The organism is Mesorhizobium sp. B3-1-8 (genome assembly GCF_006439495.1).
Lineage (GTDB): Bacteria > Pseudomonadota > Alphaproteobacteria > Rhizobiales > Rhizobiaceae > Mesorhizobium.
Map to the genome: position 1 here is coordinate 1 of NZ_VFTK01000069.1, position 15,573 is coordinate 15,573.

Annotated in this window: 16 protein-coding genes; 5 read left to right on the forward strand and 11 right to left on the reverse strand. The window is 64.3% G+C overall.

Annotated elements, in window-relative coordinates:
- Positions 1-122: 122 nt before the first annotated feature.
- The 9 genes from FJ424_RS32850 to FJ424_RS32890 form a co-directional block, all read right to left on the reverse strand.
- Complete coding sequence (locus FJ424_RS32850) at positions 123-1,004, reverse strand: MoxR family ATPase (protein ID WP_140659888.1); 882 nt, start codon at positions 1,002-1,004, stop codon at positions 123-125.
- Between the two features lie 6 nt (positions 1,005-1,010).
- The gene (locus FJ424_RS34410; RefSeq protein WP_127303757.1) at positions 1,011-2,015 is read right to left on the reverse strand and encodes a molybdopterin cofactor-binding domain-containing protein; all 1,005 of its coding nucleotides are present in this window, start codon (positions 2,013-2,015) and stop codon (positions 1,011-1,013) included.
- 1 nt (position 2,016) lies between these two features.
- Positions 2,017-3,384 (reverse strand): xanthine dehydrogenase family protein molybdopterin-binding subunit, encoded by a 1,368-nt coding sequence (locus tag FJ424_RS34415; RefSeq protein WP_140659887.1) that lies wholly within the window; start codon positions 3,382-3,384, stop codon positions 2,017-2,019.
- Between the two features lie 11 nt (positions 3,385-3,395).
- Positions 3,396-3,878 (reverse strand): (2Fe-2S)-binding protein, encoded by a 483-nt coding sequence (locus FJ424_RS32865; RefSeq protein ID WP_140659886.1) that lies wholly within the window; start codon positions 3,876-3,878, stop codon positions 3,396-3,398.
- Positions 3,879-3,934: 56 nt separating this feature from the next.
- Positions 3,935-4,729, reverse strand: coding sequence for an FAD binding domain-containing protein (locus tag FJ424_RS32870; RefSeq protein ID WP_140659885.1), 795 nt, complete (start codon positions 4,727-4,729; stop codon positions 3,935-3,937).
- 12 nt (positions 4,730-4,741) lie between these two features.
- A complete protein-coding gene (locus FJ424_RS32875; RefSeq protein ID WP_140659884.1) occupies positions 4,742-5,185 on the reverse strand; it encodes an SRPBCC family protein in 444 nt (147 codons plus the stop codon).
- Between the two features lie 125 nt (positions 5,186-5,310).
- Positions 5,311-6,138 (reverse strand): AraC family transcriptional regulator, encoded by an 828-nt coding sequence (locus FJ424_RS32880; RefSeq protein ID WP_140659883.1) that lies wholly within the window; start codon positions 6,136-6,138, stop codon positions 5,311-5,313.
- Positions 6,139-6,286: 148 nt separating this feature from the next.
- Positions 6,287-7,285, reverse strand: coding sequence for an ABC transporter permease (locus FJ424_RS32885; protein ID WP_140659882.1), 999 nt, complete (start codon positions 7,283-7,285; stop codon positions 6,287-6,289).
- 43 nt (positions 7,286-7,328) lie between these two features.
- The gene (locus FJ424_RS32890) at positions 7,329-8,072 is read right to left on the reverse strand and encodes an ATP-binding cassette domain-containing protein (RefSeq protein ID WP_140659881.1); all 744 of its coding nucleotides are present in this window, start codon (positions 8,070-8,072) and stop codon (positions 7,329-7,331) included.
- 458 nt (positions 8,073-8,530) lie between these two features.
- On the opposite strand from FJ424_RS32890, the gene FJ424_RS32895 reads away from it, so the two are divergent.
- Complete coding sequence (locus FJ424_RS32895; RefSeq protein ID WP_140647991.1) at positions 8,531-9,520, forward strand: sugar-binding protein; 990 nt, start codon at positions 8,531-8,533, stop codon at positions 9,518-9,520.
- Positions 9,521-9,614: 94 nt separating this feature from the next.
- Here FJ424_RS32895 and FJ424_RS32900 read toward each other — a convergent pair whose 3' ends face one another.
- Positions 9,615-10,553: an NAD(P)-dependent oxidoreductase gene (locus FJ424_RS32900; RefSeq protein ID WP_140659880.1), complete on the reverse strand. Its 939-nt coding sequence runs from the start codon at positions 10,551-10,553 to the stop codon at positions 9,615-9,617.
- A 145-nt stretch (positions 10,554-10,698) separates the two neighbouring features.
- Here FJ424_RS32900 and FJ424_RS32905 point away from each other — a divergent pair, with 145 nt between their 5' ends.
- Positions 10,699-11,595: an NAD(P)-dependent oxidoreductase gene (locus tag FJ424_RS32905; RefSeq protein ID WP_140659879.1), complete on the forward strand. Its 897-nt coding sequence runs from the start codon at positions 10,699-10,701 to the stop codon at positions 11,593-11,595.
- A 103-nt stretch (positions 11,596-11,698) separates the two neighbouring features.
- Complete coding sequence (locus FJ424_RS32910) at positions 11,699-12,475, forward strand: FadR/GntR family transcriptional regulator (protein ID WP_140659878.1); 777 nt, start codon at positions 11,699-11,701, stop codon at positions 12,473-12,475.
- Positions 12,476-12,546: 71 nt separating this feature from the next.
- On the opposite strand, the gene FJ424_RS32915 is transcribed toward FJ424_RS32910, so the two are convergent.
- Entirely contained in the window at positions 12,547-12,834 is a 288-nt protein-coding gene (locus tag FJ424_RS32915) for a DUF3175 domain-containing protein (RefSeq protein ID WP_140647987.1), read from the reverse strand.
- Positions 12,835-12,989: 155 nt separating this feature from the next.
- On the opposite strand from FJ424_RS32915, the gene FJ424_RS32920 reads away from it, so the two are divergent.
- Both FJ424_RS32920 and FJ424_RS32925 read left to right on the forward strand, forming a co-directional pair.
- The gene (locus FJ424_RS32920) at positions 12,990-14,222 is read left to right on the forward strand and encodes an MFS transporter (protein ID WP_246677425.1); all 1,233 of its coding nucleotides are present in this window, start codon (positions 12,990-12,992) and stop codon (positions 14,220-14,222) included.
- Positions 14,223-14,373: 151 nt separating this feature from the next.
- Complete coding sequence (locus tag FJ424_RS32925; protein ID WP_140659876.1) at positions 14,374-15,402, forward strand: LacI family DNA-binding transcriptional regulator; 1,029 nt, start codon at positions 14,374-14,376, stop codon at positions 15,400-15,402.
- Positions 15,403-15,573: the final 171 nt, after the last annotated feature.

Consider the following 15,573-nt stretch of genomic DNA (forward strand, 5'->3'; position numbering starts at 1 on the left):
GCAGAATTGAGCGGCGCGCCAACGCTGCTAATCTCCCCCCTCGTGGGGGAGATGTCCGGCAGGACAGAGGGGGGCGCTGTCCCGCCAGCGCTGAGAGATAGGCGCGCAATGCCGATTGCTCATCACCCCAGCGCCTCCTCGACAATCCTCTCCAGCTCCGGCGCGATCGCCGAAAAATCCTCCTCGTCCTTGATCAGCACGCCGATGGCTCGGCGGAAGGCCTCCGGCCACGGGCCGCCGCCTTTTTCGAGGATGGTCGCGGCATTCGCCCATTCGACCGCTTCGGCGATGCCGGGCGGCTTGGCCAGCGGCCGCGCGCGGATCTCCTGCACGGCATTGGCAACCGCGCGCGCCGTGGCTTCGGCGACGTGGCCCGAGCGCAGCATGATGATCTCGGCCTCGCGCTGGGCGTCGGGATAGCCGATCCAGTGATAGACGCAGCGCCGGCGCAGCGCCTCGGCAAGCTCGCGGGTGCGGTTCGAGGTCAGGATGACGATGGGCTGCGCCGCGGCGCGAATCGTGCCGCGCTCGGGAATGCTGATCTGGAAGTCGGAAAGGAATTCGAGCAGCAACGCCTCGAACTCGTGGTCGGACCGGTCGATCTCGTCGACCAGAAGCACGCGTTGCTCCGGCGCCCGCAAAACTTGCAGCAGCGGCCGGGCGATCAGGAAGCGGTCGTCATAGATGTCGATCTCGTGCTCGCCGGCATGGCGGATGGCGAGCAGCTGGCGCTGGTAGTTCCACTCGTAAAGCGCATGCCCGGCGTCGATGCCTTCATAGCATTGCAGGCGCACCAGCTCGCGGCCGAGGAGTTCGGCGACCGCCTTCGCGGCTTCGGTCTTGCCGACGCCCGGCGCGCCCTCGAGCAGCAGCGGCTTGCCCAGGCGGATCGCTAGGAAGATCGCGGTGGCAAGGCTGTCGTCGGCCAGATAGCGCGAGGCGGCAAGGCGCGCGGCTATCGCCTCCGGCGAGGCCGCGACCTCAATGACGTCGGCGCTGGTCATCTTCCATCAGCCCGCCGCCTGCGCCTTCAGCGCGCGCAGGATGCGCTCCGGCGTGATCGGCAGCGTGTCGATGCGCACGCCGACCGCGTCGAAGACGGCGTTGGCGACGGCCGGGATTTGCGGGTTGGCGCACATCTCGCCGGGGCCCTTGGCGCCGAACGGCCCATCGGCGGAAGGGCGCTCCAGCACAATGATCTCGGTCTCGGCCAGGTCGCCTGGGCCAGGCATCAGATACTGGTTGAAGTCGGTGCCGCCATGGTCGCGGTTCGGATAATAGGGTTCGGTCGTCTCGTAGAGCGCGTGGCTGATTCCCATCCAGGAGCCGCCGACCAGCTGCTGCTCGACCATCTTCGGGTTGAGCGCGCGGCCGATCTCGAAGACGTTCTTGACCGTCAGCACCGTCACTTCGCCGGTCTCGTCGTCGACCTCGACCTCGGCCACCGTGCAGGCATGGGCGTAGCAGGTCGAGGGCTTCATCGCGCCGGTCTCCTTCTCCGGGTAGGAGCGCGGGATCAGGAACATGCCGCGGCCCGAGATCGAGCGGCCGCGCTTGAAATGCGCCGACAGGGCGACATCGAAGATCGAGATCGATTTCTGCGGCGCGCCCTTCACCTGTATATTGCCCTGGCCGTCGGTCTCGAGGTCGGAGGCGTTCACCTCCAGCTCTTCGGCGGCCACTTCCAGCATCACCTGGCGGGCTTCCTTGGCCGCCTGGATGACGGCGTTGCCGGCGCGGTGCGTGCCGCGCGAGGCGAAGGTGCCCATGCAATGCGGGCCGGTGTCGGTGTCGGCGGTGTCGACGACGACGCGGTCGGTCGGCACGCCGATCGTCTCGGCGCAGATCTGCGCCATGATCTGCTTCATGCCCTGGCCGAGATCGACGGATGACAGCGTGACCATGAAGTTGCCGGTCGGCGTCGAATGGACCAGCGCCTGGGTCGGATCGCCGCCGAGATTCATGCCCGTCGGATAATTGATCGCGGCGACGCCGCGTCCACGCCGGATCGCCATCTCAAGCTCCGTTCTTGTAGGAGGACATCGCCATGTATTTCTCCGCCACCGGCCAGTTCGCGGCGCGCGAGGCTTCCTGCATGCATTCGATCAGCGCCGCACCCTCGGTCGGCTGGCGATGCGCCTTCATGTCGCCGTCGCGATAGGCGTTGATGAAGCGGAATTCGAGCGGGTCCATGCCGATCAGCCGGGCCAGCTTGTCCATCTGCACCTCCAGCGCGAAGTCGCCGATGGTGACGCCGAAGCCACGCATGGCGGAGGAGGGGGTGCGGTTGGTGTAGACGCAATAGGTGTCGATCCAGACATTCGGGATCGTGTAGGGCCCGGGATAGTGCGCGGCGCCCTTCTGCGCGCCGTAGGGCGAGTGGCGCGAATAGGCGCCGGCATCGGTGTAGCCGGTCACCTTGCGCGCAACGATGCGGCCGTCCTTCATCAAGCCGTCCTTGATGACGACCTTCTCGGCCGCGCGCGGCGAGGAGATCTGCATCTCCTCCTCACGGCTATAGATAAAACAGACCGGGCGTCCGGTTAGCTTGGCGGCGAGGATGGCGATCGGCTCGACGATGACGTCGACCTTGCCGCCAAAACCGCCGCCGACCGTGCCGCCGACGAAATGCAGCTTCGAGCCCGACATCTGCAGAATGATCGAGGTGTTGTCGAGGGTGAAGAACATCGCCTGCGTGTTGGTGTAGCAGGTGAAGCGGTCGTTGCCTTCTGGCGTCACCACGCAGCCCGTCGTCTCAGTCGGCGCGTGCTCGATCGGCGAGGACTGGTAGGACTGTTCGAGGATGTGGTCGGCCCCGGCAAAGCCTGCCTCGACATCGCCGAAGCGCACCTTGCGGCACTCGCCGCTGTCATAGAGGTAGTAGTTCTGGCCGTGATATTCGTTGACCAAAGGCGCGCCGGGCTTCAGTGCCTCCTCCATGTCGAAGACCGCCGGCAGCACCTCATAGTCGACCTTGACCTTGGCGGCGGCTTCCTGCGCCGCGCGCTCGGTCTCCGCCAATACCGCCACCACGGCCTCGCCCTTCCAGCGCACCTTGCCGTCGGCAAGCACGGTTTCGTCCTCCGGCCCGATCTGGATCAGGATCAGGATGGTGTAGACATTGTGCGGCACATCCCTGGCGGTCAGCACGCGCACGACGCCCGGATGTTTCTCCGCTTCCGACGTATCGATCGAGCGGATGCGGGCATGGTGGTGCGGGCTGCGCACCATCTTCAGATGCAGCATGCCCGGGAAGTTTCGGTCGGCGAAATAAACGGTCTTGCCGGTGACATGTCCCGGCGAGTCGAGCCGCGGGCGACCCTGGCCGATCTCATGCAGGCCGTCCTTGCGGACATCGGCAAAATAGTCCTTGCGCAGTTCCATGGCTCGTTCCCTCAGGCGGCGTTCTGCGAGTTGGCGCGCGCGGCCGTCAGCACCGCCTGGATGATCGGCTCGTAGCCGGTGCAGCGGCAGATGTTGCCGGACAGCGCCTCGACCACATCCTTGCGGCTCGGGTTAGGTGTGCGGTCGAGCAGCACTTTTGCGGCCATGATCATGCCCGGCGTGCAGAAGCCGCATTGCGTGGCGAAGGCATCGAGGAAGGCGCGCTGCAGCGGATGCAGCACACCGCCTTCGGCGAGGCCGGCGGTGGTCCTGATGTCGGCGCCGCCGCAGGTCTCGGTCAGCGTCAGGCAGGAGAGCCTGAGTTCTCCATCAATGATGACCGAGCAGGCGCCGCAGGTGCCCTGGTGGCAACCGCCCTTGGGCGAGGTGTCGCCGATCTTGTCGCGCAGCGCGTGGAGCAACGTCGTGCCGCTTTCGACGAACTCGGCTTTTTCGGAGCCGTTGAGTGTGAATTGGACAGGTACTTTTGCCATTTTTCCTCCCTGCGCGCCTGCCCGGATCGACCGGACAGACGCGCGTCCCCCACGGACTAATTCGACAGCAACCGGCCGAGATGAACCGGCAGGACCTCGGCGCGGTACCAGGCGCTGGCGATCGGGTCGGTAATCGGCGCGATGCCTTCGCTCGCGGCCACCAGCGCCGGCGCGATCTCCTGCGGCGTGAGCTTGCAGCCGAGCAGCGCCTTCTCGGTGGCTAAAGCGCGTATCGGCCGATCGGCCATGCAGCCCAGCGCGATGCGCGCCGAGGTCACCGTGCCGTCCGGTGCGCGTTCCAGACGTGCGGCGATGCTCAGCACCGACACACCCTTCGGCTTGACGCGCGATACTTTCAGGAAGCGGAAGCTTTCAGCCTTGGGCAATGAAAAGGTGGCAGCGGTGACGATGGCGCGGCTGGTATCGCGATCGGCCAAAAAAGTCTCGATCGACACTTCGCCGTCTTCGGTGACGACGGTCGCGTCCAGTGCCAGCAGCGCCACCGCGAAATCCCCGTAAGGGGCAGGGGCGAACAGATTGCCGCCGACGGTCGCCATGTTGCGGATCGCCGGCCCGCCGACGGCGCGGGCGGCCGGCGCAAGCGCGGTGAGCTCGGGATGGCGGGCAATCGCTGCCATGGTGACCGAAGCGCCGAGCCGGACCTTGGCGCCGGAAACCGCGATCTGCGAAAGGCCGGGATCATTGACACGGATCAGGCTGGAGATGGAAACGTCGCCTTCATTGGCGGCGCGGATCACCAGCGTGCCGCCGCCGAGATAACGCGTGCCGGCGGCACGTAAGGCGGCGTTGGCGTCTTTCACGCTCGAAAAAGTTTGCAGCGCAAGCGACATGGCGCGCTCCCGTCAGCTCTGGCCGGCGAAATGGGTCTTCAGGGCGTTGAAGCCGCCCTGGAAGACGTTGGCGCCCATGCCCTCGGCCAGCTTGTCGGCTTCCTCCGGTGCTGCGTCGAAGCTTGCGCTCCATTCGGCGTAGGTGCGGTTACCATCGGTGACGCGCCGCAACTGCAGCGTCGCCTTGTGATTGGTGAGCGGCTGCGGCGTTTCCAGGATCGAATAGCTGACCAGGAAATTGTCGTCGGAGAAGTCGAGCAGCTTTTCGCGCAGCCGAGCGCCGCTGACCAGTTGGAAGTTGCGCACGCAGCCGATTGCGGTGGCGTCCTTGCCGTCCTCGATATGGCTTTCCACCATGCGCGGATGCCAGTTCGGCAGGCCGTTGAAGTCGCGGATGTGCGCCCAGACCTGCTCGACCGGCGCATCGATGACGCTGGAAATGGTGACTTTCGCCATAGACTGGCTCCCTTGCAAAGATCGGGAGCAGGCTAGGGCGGTCGACGGGCTGGCGCTTATCAATGCGTCTTGAGTGCGTATCAACCAGTCGGAAAATGCGGCGACGGATCAGTCCGCAAAGGCGGTCAAGACACGGCTCTCGCGGCTTCGCGGTAGAGCGTCGGCGGCACGCCGACATGGTCGCGGAAGAAGCGCGAGAAATTGCCCTGGGTGGTGAAGCCGAGATTGCAGGCGACCGAGATCAGCGGCTCCTGCGACCACTGCAACTGGCGCACGGCTTCCTCCATACGCAGCGTGTTCCAGTAGACGTTCGGCGTCAGGTTGGTCTGTTCCTTGAAGAGCGCGAAAAAGTGCGGCCGGGACAGGCCGACCGAGCGCGCGACGTCGTCGAAGGAGATGCGCTCGCAGACATTGGCCTTCATCAGCTGGATCGCCTTGCGGACGCGGAAATCGAGCATCGTGTTGATGCGCGCGCGGGCTATCTGCGGCGCGGATGTCTCGGCCGCGTCGAGCATGCTGTCGATGAAACGCTCGATCTCGTAATTGGCGACGTCGTCGATACTCTCATTGTCGGTCAGGTGATCGAGCAGGTTCGCCGCCGCCTGATGCAGCCAAGGCTCCAGTGTGATCGCGGCTTGCGTGAACAGCGGCGCCGACGACGGAAGGTCGCGGCGCCGGCGCGCCCAATCGGGGTCGATGTAGAAGGCGAGGAACAGGCCGGGCTTGCCGTCGCGGGAAAGGGCGTGGCTGTGCGGCTGGAACGAGTTGATGCCGGCCGCCGTGCCCGGCCCAAGCCGCACCGTCTCGCGGCCGATGGTCATTTCGCCTGCCGTGCCTTCCAACCAGATGATGAGATGCGCCTCGCCGTGGGCATGGGTGACGAAGTCGTTGGCGACATTCAGCACGGAAACATGTCCGAACCGGCCCCAATAGAGCCTGATCGCGTCCGTCATGGGTATCGTTCCTCCCGCAGGCAACTGGCCTCCCTTCGCCTGCCGGGGAATAGTGCGGCCAGGGTGAGGCCGCGTCAAGGCGGGCAAGCGCAGCGGAACTTGCGCTCAAAGCGCCTGAATCGATTTTCAGACTGAGCGATAGGGGGAGCTAGTCACTGCGGCGGAAGTTGCGGACGCGGTCGAACAGCACCGCCAGGATGATCGCGCCGCCGATGAAAGTGCCTTGCCAGAAGGCGTTGATGCCGAGCAGGCCAAGGCTGTTGCGGATCACTTCGATGAGGGCGGCGCCGACGATGGCGCCGAGCGCGGTGCCGACGCCGCCGGCGAGATTGGCGCCGCCGATGACGGTGGCGGCGATGACCTGCAGCTCCATGCCGTTGCCGAGATTGGTGGTGACGGCGCCCAGCCATCCGGTCTGGATGATGCCGGCAATCCCCGCCGACAGCGCCGAGATCATGTAGACGACGACCTTGATCTGCTTGACGGGAACGCCGGTCAGCGTCGCCGCATGCTCATTGCCGCCGATGGCGAAGATGTGCCGGCCGAACTTGGTCAAGCGCAGGATGAAGCCGGTGATCAGCGCCAGGATGATCATGTAGAGCACCGGATTGGCGATGCCGAACAGCCAGGCGCCGCCGCCCAGCGCAAGAAGCTTCTGATGGTCCGGTCCGAACTGGAAGACCACCGTGTTGTTGGACGCGACCATGGCAAGGCTGCGCGCCACCGACAGCATGCCGAGCGTGACCACGAAAGGCGGGAAGCCGAGATAGGCGATGAGCACGCCGTTGAAGGCGCCGATCACAAGCGCGGTGGCGATCGAGGCCAGGATGCCCACTTCGATCGAATAGCCGGCATGCATGGTGACGGCGAGCACCATCGAGCACAGGCAAAGCACCGAGCCGACCGACAGATCGATGCCGCCGGTGATGATGACGAAAGTCATGCCGAGCGCGACGATGGCGATGAAGGTGACGTTGCGCGTGATGTTGAAGAGGTTCTTCGACGTGGCGAAGGAATCGGTGGCGACGGACAGGAACAGGCAGGCGAGGATGACCGCGATCACCACCCAGAAGGTCTGGTTGGAGAAGAGCCGCGACAGGAAGGTGTGCTGCTTCTGCGCGATCGTCTGGTCAAGTGTGACTGCCATTATCGACCTTTCCTGAGAGGCGGGAGCGCGAGGCTCCGCGCAATCACGCAACCTGTTCGATGGCGCCGGTGATCAGCCCGGTGACTTCCTCGGGCGAGCTCGAGGCGATCTTCTTGTCGGCAACCTTCCGGCCGCGCCGCATGACGATGACGCGGTCGGCGACGTCGAACACGTCGGGCATGCGGTGGCTGATCAGCACCACGGCGATGCCCTGGTCGCGCAGGTGGCGGATGAGGTTCAGCACTTCGGCGACCTGCCTGACCGAAATCGCCGCCGTCGGCTCATCCATCAGCACGATCTTGGCCTGCGACAGCATGGTGCGGGCAATGGCCACCGCCTGGCGCTGGCCGCCCGACATCTGCTTGACGAGGTCGCGTGGCCGCGTTTCGGATTTCAGCTCGGCGAAAAGCTGGCCGGCGCGCTTGTACATGGCGCCATAGTCGAGGATGCGGAGCGGACCGAAGCCACGGCGCAACTCGCGGCCGAGATAGACGTTGGCCGCGGCCGTCAGGTTGTTGCAGAGCGCGAGGTCCTGGTGGACGATCTCGATGCCATGCTGGCGGGCGTCCGCGGGCTTGTGCAGGACAAGCTCCTTGCCGTCCAGCCGCATGGTGCCGTGGCTCGGGTGGAAATTGCCGGCGATCATCTTGACCAGCGTCGACTTGCCGGCGCCGTTGTCGCCCATCAGGCCGACGACCTCGCCGGCCTCCAGCGAAAATGATACATCGTTGACCGCCTGGATGGCGCCGAAATGCTTCGAGATGTTGGCGAGTTCGAGAACCGACACCAGCCTTATGCCTCCCCATTTACGGCGCAGCTGTCGCCGACCTTTATCGGCGCCGCTTGCGTCCTGCTCCGTCCATCTCCTCCCGAACGGTGCGTCCACACATTTAGGCAAAAGCGGACAAGGGCGTCAATCAATTGTCTGACGATTAATTTCGAGACTCGACGAAAAATCGGTTTTGTAGGACAAATAGGAATTGACGCTGGCGAAAAGCCGATATTAGCTAAGCTAAGCCTCGGAGGAAGATCTTGCTCCTCGTCCGCCTATCCGGCGGAGGGGCGGGCAAATGGTTTGAAGGTCAAGGATCCGGCTGCGCCAGCATTCGGGCAAACGGATCGGCAAATGCTTATCAGCCCGGCGAAGGACGCGAACATCATGAGATGCTCGTCATGGTTCTTACGCATCCGGGCTGATCAGTGTGGCGGGCACGCGGTGTCCGTCTGTTTCAAGGGAGGACTGATATGAGGAAAACACTTTTGCTTGCCGCCGTCGCCGCCATGGCGTTGGGCGCCGGGCCGGCTTTGGCCAAGAAACAGCTCGTCATCGTCGTGAAAGGTCTCGACAATCCGTTCTTCGAAGCCATCCATCAGGGCTGCGAGAAGTGGAACAAGGAAAACGCCAGCTCGGAATATGAATGCTTCTACACCGGCCCGGCATCGACCTCGGACGAAGCCGGCGAGGCGCAGATCGTGCAGGACATGCTGAGCAAGCCCGACACGGCGGCGATGGCGATCTCGCCGTCGAACGCGCCGCTGATCGCGCAGACGATCAAGAGCGCCAATCCGTCGATCCCGATCATGACGGTCGACGCCGACCTTGCCAAGGAAGACGCCGCCCTTCGCAAGACCTATCTCGGCACCGACAACTACCTGATGGGCAAGAAGATCGGCGAGTACATCAAGAAGGCCAAGCCGAATGGCGGCACGATCTGCACCATCGAGGGCAATCCGGCGGCCGACAACATCCTGCGCCGCGCGCAAGGCATGCGCGATGCGCTGTCGGGCAAGGAAGGCCTCGCGGCGCTTGCCGGCGAAGGCGGCTGGACCGAAGTCGCCGGCTGCCCGGTGTTCACCAATGACGACGGCGCCAAGGGCGTGCAGGCGATGACCGACATCCTCGCCGCCAACCCGAAGCTCGACGCCTTCGGCATCATGGGCGGCTGGCCGCTGTTCGGCGCACCGCAGCCCTATCGCGACCTGTTCAAGCCGATGGCCGACAAGATCGCCAAGAACGAGTTCGTCATCGGCGCCGCCGACACGATCGGCGACGAGGTGGCGATCGCCAAGGAAGGCCTGGTGACCGCGCTGGTCGGCCAGCGGCCGTTCGAAATGGGCTACAAGGCGCCCTCGGTGATGCTCGACCTCGTCGGCAACAAGAAGGTCGACGATCCGGTCTTCACCGGCCTCGACGAATGCACCAAGGAAACGGCCGACACCTGTATCCAGAGGTAGGCGCTGGTCGCATCCAGAACCAATGTAAAAGGGGCGCCGCGAGGCGCCCCTGACTTTTTTCAAAGTTGCATTCTTGATGACGGGCGCCTTCGTCTCAGATCTTCTGCTTCACGCCGTCCTTCGAAGGCATCAGGTCGACGCCATTGAGCTTGCCGATGTGGGTAGCGAGCATCGGCACATACTGTTCCGTGGGACCGGTGGCGAAGGCGGTCGCAAAGGAATTCTTGGTGGCGTTGCCGAGCGGGTTGGCGATGCCGGCCGCGCCCGCCATCGATTCCAGATAGGTCAGGTCCTTGAAGGCATTGGCAATGCTGAACTTGTGCGCGTCGCGGTCGCCCTCCAGCGTCCAGCGCATGAAGGTCTGGTAGAAGCCGCAATCCATGCGGCCGTTGCGGATGACGCTGTCGAAGCGCGGCGGCGAGATGCCGACCTTCTCGGCCAGCGCCAGCGCTTCCGAATAGATCGCGGCGTAGCCCAGCGAGATGAAGTTGTTGAGCAGCTTCATGCGGTGGCCGTCGCCGGTGTCGCCGATGTGGACGATGCGGCCGGCCCAGGTCTCGATCACCGGCTTCAGCCTGGCGAACACCGCGTCCGGCGCGCCGACCATGGCGTCGAGCGTGCCTTCCCAGGCCTCCTTCGGCGTGCGGCTGAGCGGCGCATCGACATAGTCGACGCCGAGCGCCTTGAGCTCGGCGGCCAAGGCCACGGTCGAGACCGGATCGGAGGTCGAGCAATCGACGACGGCCGAGCCTTGCTTCAGGCCCTCCTTCAGCCCGCCAGGGCCGCGGATGATCGCCTCCACCTCGCGCGAGCCGGTGACGCAGATGAAGACGACGTCGGAGGCAGCGGCCACCTCCTTGGATGTGGCCACTTCCTTGGCGCCGCGTCCCAAAAGGTCTTCCGCGGGCTTGCGGTTCTTGCGGCCGAGGAAGGTCAGCGGATAGCCCTTGTCGACGATGTTCTTGGCGATGCCGTGCCCCATCAGGCCTAGGCCGATGAAACCGATTTTCTCGCGGGCAGCGGTGGTGCTCATGTCGTCTCTTCCTGTCTTTCGTGGTGATGGGCCCGCGCGGCGGGCGATTGCCGGAAAGGTTTTCGCGGATCGCGGTTGGCAGGCGATTGCGGAATACCATATTGTCTGACAATACACATAATTCCCAAGCCTTGTGGAGAGCAAAATGACGAAGCGGATCATGTTCACCGGCGGCAGCGGCAAGGCCGGACGTCACGTCGTGCAATATCTGGTCGAGCAGGGTTGCCAGGTGCTCAACATCGACACCAGGCCGCTCGACAACCCGAAAGTGCGCACGCTGATCACCGACATCACCGACAGCGGCCAGGTGTTCAACGCGCTGTCGAGCTATATGGGCCTGCACGAGTTCGATCCGTCGCTGAGAGCCCAGCCGGTCGACGCCGTGGTGCATTTCGCCGCAATCCCGCGCATCATGATCACGCCGGACAACGAGGTGTTCCGCATCAACGCGATGGGCACCTACAATGTCATCGAAGCGGCGGTGAAGCTCGGCATCCGCAAGATCATCATCGCTTCCTCGGAGACGACCTACGGCCTGGTTTTCGCCAATGAGCCGCGCAGTCCCACGCATTTCCCGCTCGACGAGGATTATGACGTCGACCCGATGGACTCTTACGCGCTGTCGAAGATCGTCAACGAGAAGACGGCGCGGGCCTTCGCGCTGCGCAGCGGCGCCGACATCTATGCGCTGCGCATCGGCAACGTCATCGAGCCGCATGAATATTCGCTGTTCCCGAAATGGTTCGCCGATCCGGGCTTCCGCAAGCGCATCGCCTGGAGCTACATCGACGCGCGCGATCTTGGCCAGATCACCTTGCGCGCCATCGAGAAGGACGGCCTGGGCTACCAGGTGTTCAACGCGGCCAATGACGACACCTCGTCGGACCTGCCGACGGCGGAGCTCTTGAAGCGCTTTTATCCGGGCGTGCCGGTCAAGGCCGAGCTTGGCGAGTATGAGACGCTGCTTTCAAACCGCAAGGCGCGCGATGTGCTTGGGTTCCGGCCCGAGCACAGCTGGCGCAAATACGTCAAAACGGCATGAGGCGGCGGCAAAATGCCGGTTGATCTGTGCACATCCTCGCGCGTTGGGGCAAAGCAGGCCTGCCGTGCTTGACAGCTTCTGAAAACGGGATTTTCTGGACCATATGCGGGACGCGAAGCCGAACAACGAAAAAAAACTGACGAAAACGGCAGCTCTGGAGCGTCCGGCCGGCGTTCGCCGGGCCAACGCGCCACGCATTCCGGGCGCCAGCGTGCACACCTCCTTGGCCAGCGAGATCGGGCTGAGGATCGTGCGCGGCGATTATCCGCCGGGCACCATCCTGCCCAACGAAGCGAAATGGTCGGAGACCTTTGACGTCAGCCGCTCGGCGGTGCGCGAGGCGATCAAGATGCTGATGGCAAAGAGCCTGCTGGCCTCGCGGCCGAAGATCGGCAGCTGGGTCGAACCGAAGGAACGCTGGAACCTCCTCGACCGCGACGTGCTGTCCTGGTACGCCACGTCGCCGGACCGTGAGGTTTTCCTCAAGACCGTGCAGGAATTCCGCCATATCATCGAGCCGGAAGCCACCGCCTTCGCGGCGCTGCGGCGCACCGACGAGCAGATGGCCGAGATCAGCCAGGCCTGCCAGGAGATGGGCGCGGCGACCAACCTGCAAGAGCGGACGCGGGCCGACACGCGCTTCCATCTCGCCATCCTCAGGGCCTCGGGCAACGACCTGCTGGTGCCGCTGGGGGTGCTGATCGAATCCGCCTTCGACCACCTCTTCGCCTACACGACGCGCGAACTGGACGATTTGCACCATGCCCAAAAGCTGCACGAGGCGATCGAGAGGAATATTCGCCTGCGAAGGCCGGATGCGGCGCGCAACGCGGTCCGAAAGCTGCTGGCCAATACCGACGAAGTGATCCAGTCGCGCTAAGGTCCGTCGATATTCAGCTGAGGCCGACTTGCGAAGGGCGGCTTCCTGGGCTTGCGTTCCCGTTGCAGCACCTAATCCTGCTTTTCGCGACCGAACGCGACGCGCAGCTCGTCCTTCGCTTTTTCCAGCACCTTCCTGCGCTCGTCAGGCAAGTTCTTGCCGGCGCGGTTGATGTAGAAATTCAACATCGACATGGCGGATTGGAACGGCTCCGCCTTGCGGCGGTGACTGTGCTCGGCCGAACGTTTCAGCGACGCGGCGATCTTCTTGGCGTCGTCGGATTCAAAGACATGATCCTCGAGATCCATCGCATCGCTGTGCTCGGTCACGTCGGCCGACCATTTCTTCCTGGCGGTCATGGCGAACTCCTTTCTTCAGGCAAAACTCCATCGGGTGAGGCGGGTTCCGCTTCTGGAGCCACGGAATTATGCCTCGTGGCGCTGCTCGGCGCGGGAAATGCGCCGATAGTGCGCTCAAACACGCGATCTCGAAGAAATCGCGGACAGGAGACGCCGTGACGACAGTTCCAGGAAACGCGGCAGACAGCGCCGGCATCGACAGCTTCTATGCATGGACGCGGCTTGGCATTTCCCTGCTGCTGGCGACGATCGGCGGCGTCGGTACCTGGGCGGTGGTCGTGGTCCTGCCAGCGGTGCAGGCCGAATTCGGCGTCGATCGCGCCGCGGCCTCGATGCCCTATACTGCGACCATGGTAGGCTTCGCCGCCGGCAACGCACTTATCGGACGCGCCATCGACCGCTTTGGGTATTGGATACCGGCGCTCGCCGCTTCGCTGGCGCTCGGTGCGGGGTTTCTGCTGGCGTCGCTTGCGAATTCGATCCTGGGCGTCACGCTCGCCCAAGGCCTGCTGATCGGCGTCGGCTGTTCGGCGATTTTCGGGCCGCTGATCGCCGACGTCTCGCACTGGTTCAACCGCCGCCGCGGCGTCGCGGTGACGGTGGCGGCGTCCGGCAACTACGTTGCCGGAGCGATCTGGCCGACGGTCATGCCTTATATGATGCAAGGTCATGGCTGGCGCTTCACCTATGCGACAATCGGAGTCATCTGCCTCGTCACCATGGTGCCGCTGGTCCTGCTGCTGCGACGGCGCGCGCCGCATGAGGGGACATCCGGCGCGCCGCGCGGCCGGCCGGTGCAGCCAATCTCGCTGTCGCCCTCGCAGTTGCAGGTCCTGTTGGTGATTGCCGGCTTCGGCTGCTGCATGGCGATGTCGATGCCGCAGGTGCATATCGTCGCCTATTGCATGGATCTTGGCTACGGCGTCGCGCATGGCGCCGAGATGCTGTCGATCATGCTGGCGGCCGGCGTCATCAGTCGCATCGGCTCGGGCTTCCTTGCCGACCGCATCGGCGCGGTGAAGACGCTGCTGATCGGCTCGGCGCTGCAGTGCCTGTCGCTGTTCTTCTACATCCCGTTCGACGGGCTCGCGTCGCTCTATGTCGTCTCGCTGGTCTTCGGCCTGTCGCAAGGCGGCATCGTTCCCTGCTATGCCATCATCGTGCGCGACTATATGCCGGCAAAGGAAGCCGGCCAGCGCGTCGGCATCGTGCTGATGGCGACGATCTTCGGCATGGCGGTGGGCGGCTGGATGTCGGGCTGGATCTACGACCTCACCGGTTCCTACGCCGCTGCCTTCCTGAACGGAATTGGCTGGAACCTCGTCAATCTCGGGGCCATTGCGCTGCTGATGTGGAAAGCCAACCGAAGCGCCGAGGCGATTGCCTGACGCGCCTCGGTCGACCGGGCGCCGAAGCCGGGTTGCTTGACAACGGTTAACGCATGCGCGACCTCAATCGGCAGAGCTGACCTGGTGGCGCGATGACACGGACGCCGATCGTGATGTTGCGGCCGCGCGTCGAAGACGGGGGGACAGGGCCTTGACCAAGCCGCGTTCCCGCCGTGGCGGCGGCCGTCCGACCATTGCCGATGTGGCGCGCAAGGCGGGTGTCGGCGCGATCACCGTGTCGCGCGCGCTGCGTGAGCCCGGGCGGGTATCGGAGGATCTGCGACGGCAGATACAGGCCGCTGTCGACGAACTTGGCTACGTGCCTGACCCGAATGCCCGCGCGCTTGCCTCGGCGCGCGCCGAGGTGTTCGGCGTGCTGGTGCCTTCGCTGACCAACAACGTCTTCGCCGAAGTGGTGCGCGGCATCTATGACAGCCTTTCCGACAGCCCGTTCCGCATCCAGATCGGCAACACCCATTATTCGGGCCTCGAGGAAGAGCGGCTGTTGCAGGTTTTCGGATCGCAGCGCCCGGCGGCGCTGATCGTGGCCGGTATCGACCAGACACCCAACGCGCGACGACTGCTGGAGAATGCCGGCTGCCCGGTGGTGCAGGTGATGGAGACCGGGCCGGACCCGGTCGACATGATGGTCGGCTTTTCCCATTTCGACGGCGGCAGGACTGCCGCCGAACACCTCCTGCAGGCCAGATACCGCAAGATCGGCTTCATCGGCGCGCGAATGGATCCGCGTTCGCAGCGACGCCTTGCCGGCTATCGCGCCGCCATGGAGGCCGCCGGCCTTTTCGATCCGCGGCTCGTCACCACGACGCCGGTGCCGTCAAGCGTGACGCTGGGGCGCGAGTTGTTCCGCGACGCGCTGGCCAAGATACCGACGCTGGACGGCGTGTTCTGCAACAATGACGATATCGCGCTTGGCGTTCTGTTCGAATGCCATCGCGCATCGATCGACGTGCCGAAGCAGATCGGCATTGTCGGCTTCAACGATCTCGACATGATGCAGGTGTCGTTTCCTTCGATCACCAGCGTGCGCACGCACCGCTATGAAATCGGCACCCGCGCCGTCGCCATGGCGCTTGCGGCGATCGCCGGCAATCGGCCTGAACAGCGGATCGTCGACCTCGGCTTCGACCTCATGCGGCGCGAGAGCACCGCGCGTTAGGCCGTGATAGCGTTTCGTCGAATCGCCGTCACGCTCTAACTCTTTGTTGGAGCATGATCTTGTCCGAAAACCGGTTCCCACTTTTCGGGATCATGCTCTAGGCGGTGGTGACGATTTAACTATTTGAGCCAGATGGCGATAGCGGCGAGTTTGACGAAGCCCATGAAGTTG

Coding starts and splice junctions, on each gene's coding strand:
- FJ424_RS32895 (WP_140647991.1), top strand. CDS start 8,531: ATGAGGAAAACACTTTTGCTTGCCGCCGTCGCCGCCATGGCGTTGGGC.
- FJ424_RS32915 (WP_140647987.1), bottom strand. CDS start 12,834: ATGACCGCCAGGAAGAAATGGTCGGCCGACGTGACCGAGCACAGCGAT.
- FJ424_RS32900 (WP_140659880.1), bottom strand. CDS start 10,553: ATGAGCACCACCGCTGCCCGCGAGAAAATCGGTTTCATCGGCCTAGGC.
- FJ424_RS32885 (WP_140659882.1), bottom strand. CDS start 7,285: ATGGCAGTCACACTTGACCAGACGATCGCGCAGAAGCAGCACACCTTC.
- FJ424_RS32880 (WP_140659883.1), bottom strand. CDS start 6,138: ATGACGGACGCGATCAGGCTCTATTGGGGCCGGTTCGGACATGTTTCC.
- FJ424_RS32905 (WP_140659879.1), top strand. CDS start 10,699: ATGACGAAGCGGATCATGTTCACCGGCGGCAGCGGCAAGGCCGGACGT.
- FJ424_RS34415 (WP_140659887.1), bottom strand. CDS start 3,384: ATGGAACTGCGCAAGGACTATTTTGCCGATGTCCGCAAGGACGGCCTG.
- FJ424_RS32910 (WP_140659878.1), top strand. CDS start 11,699: ATGCGGGACGCGAAGCCGAACAACGAAAAAAAACTGACGAAAACGGCA.
- FJ424_RS32850 (WP_140659888.1), bottom strand. CDS start 1,004: ATGACCAGCGCCGACGTCATTGAGGTCGCGGCCTCGCCGGAGGCGATA.
- FJ424_RS32875 (WP_140659884.1), bottom strand. CDS start 5,185: ATGGCGAAAGTCACCATTTCCAGCGTCATCGATGCGCCGGTCGAGCAG.
- FJ424_RS34410 (WP_127303757.1), bottom strand. CDS start 2,015: ATGGCGATCCGGCGTGGACGCGGCGTCGCCGCGATCAATTATCCGACG.
- FJ424_RS32865 (WP_140659886.1), bottom strand. CDS start 3,878: ATGGCAAAAGTACCTGTCCAATTCACACTCAACGGCTCCGAAAAAGCC.
- FJ424_RS32870 (WP_140659885.1), bottom strand. CDS start 4,729: ATGTCGCTTGCGCTGCAAACTTTTTCGAGCGTGAAAGACGCCAACGCC.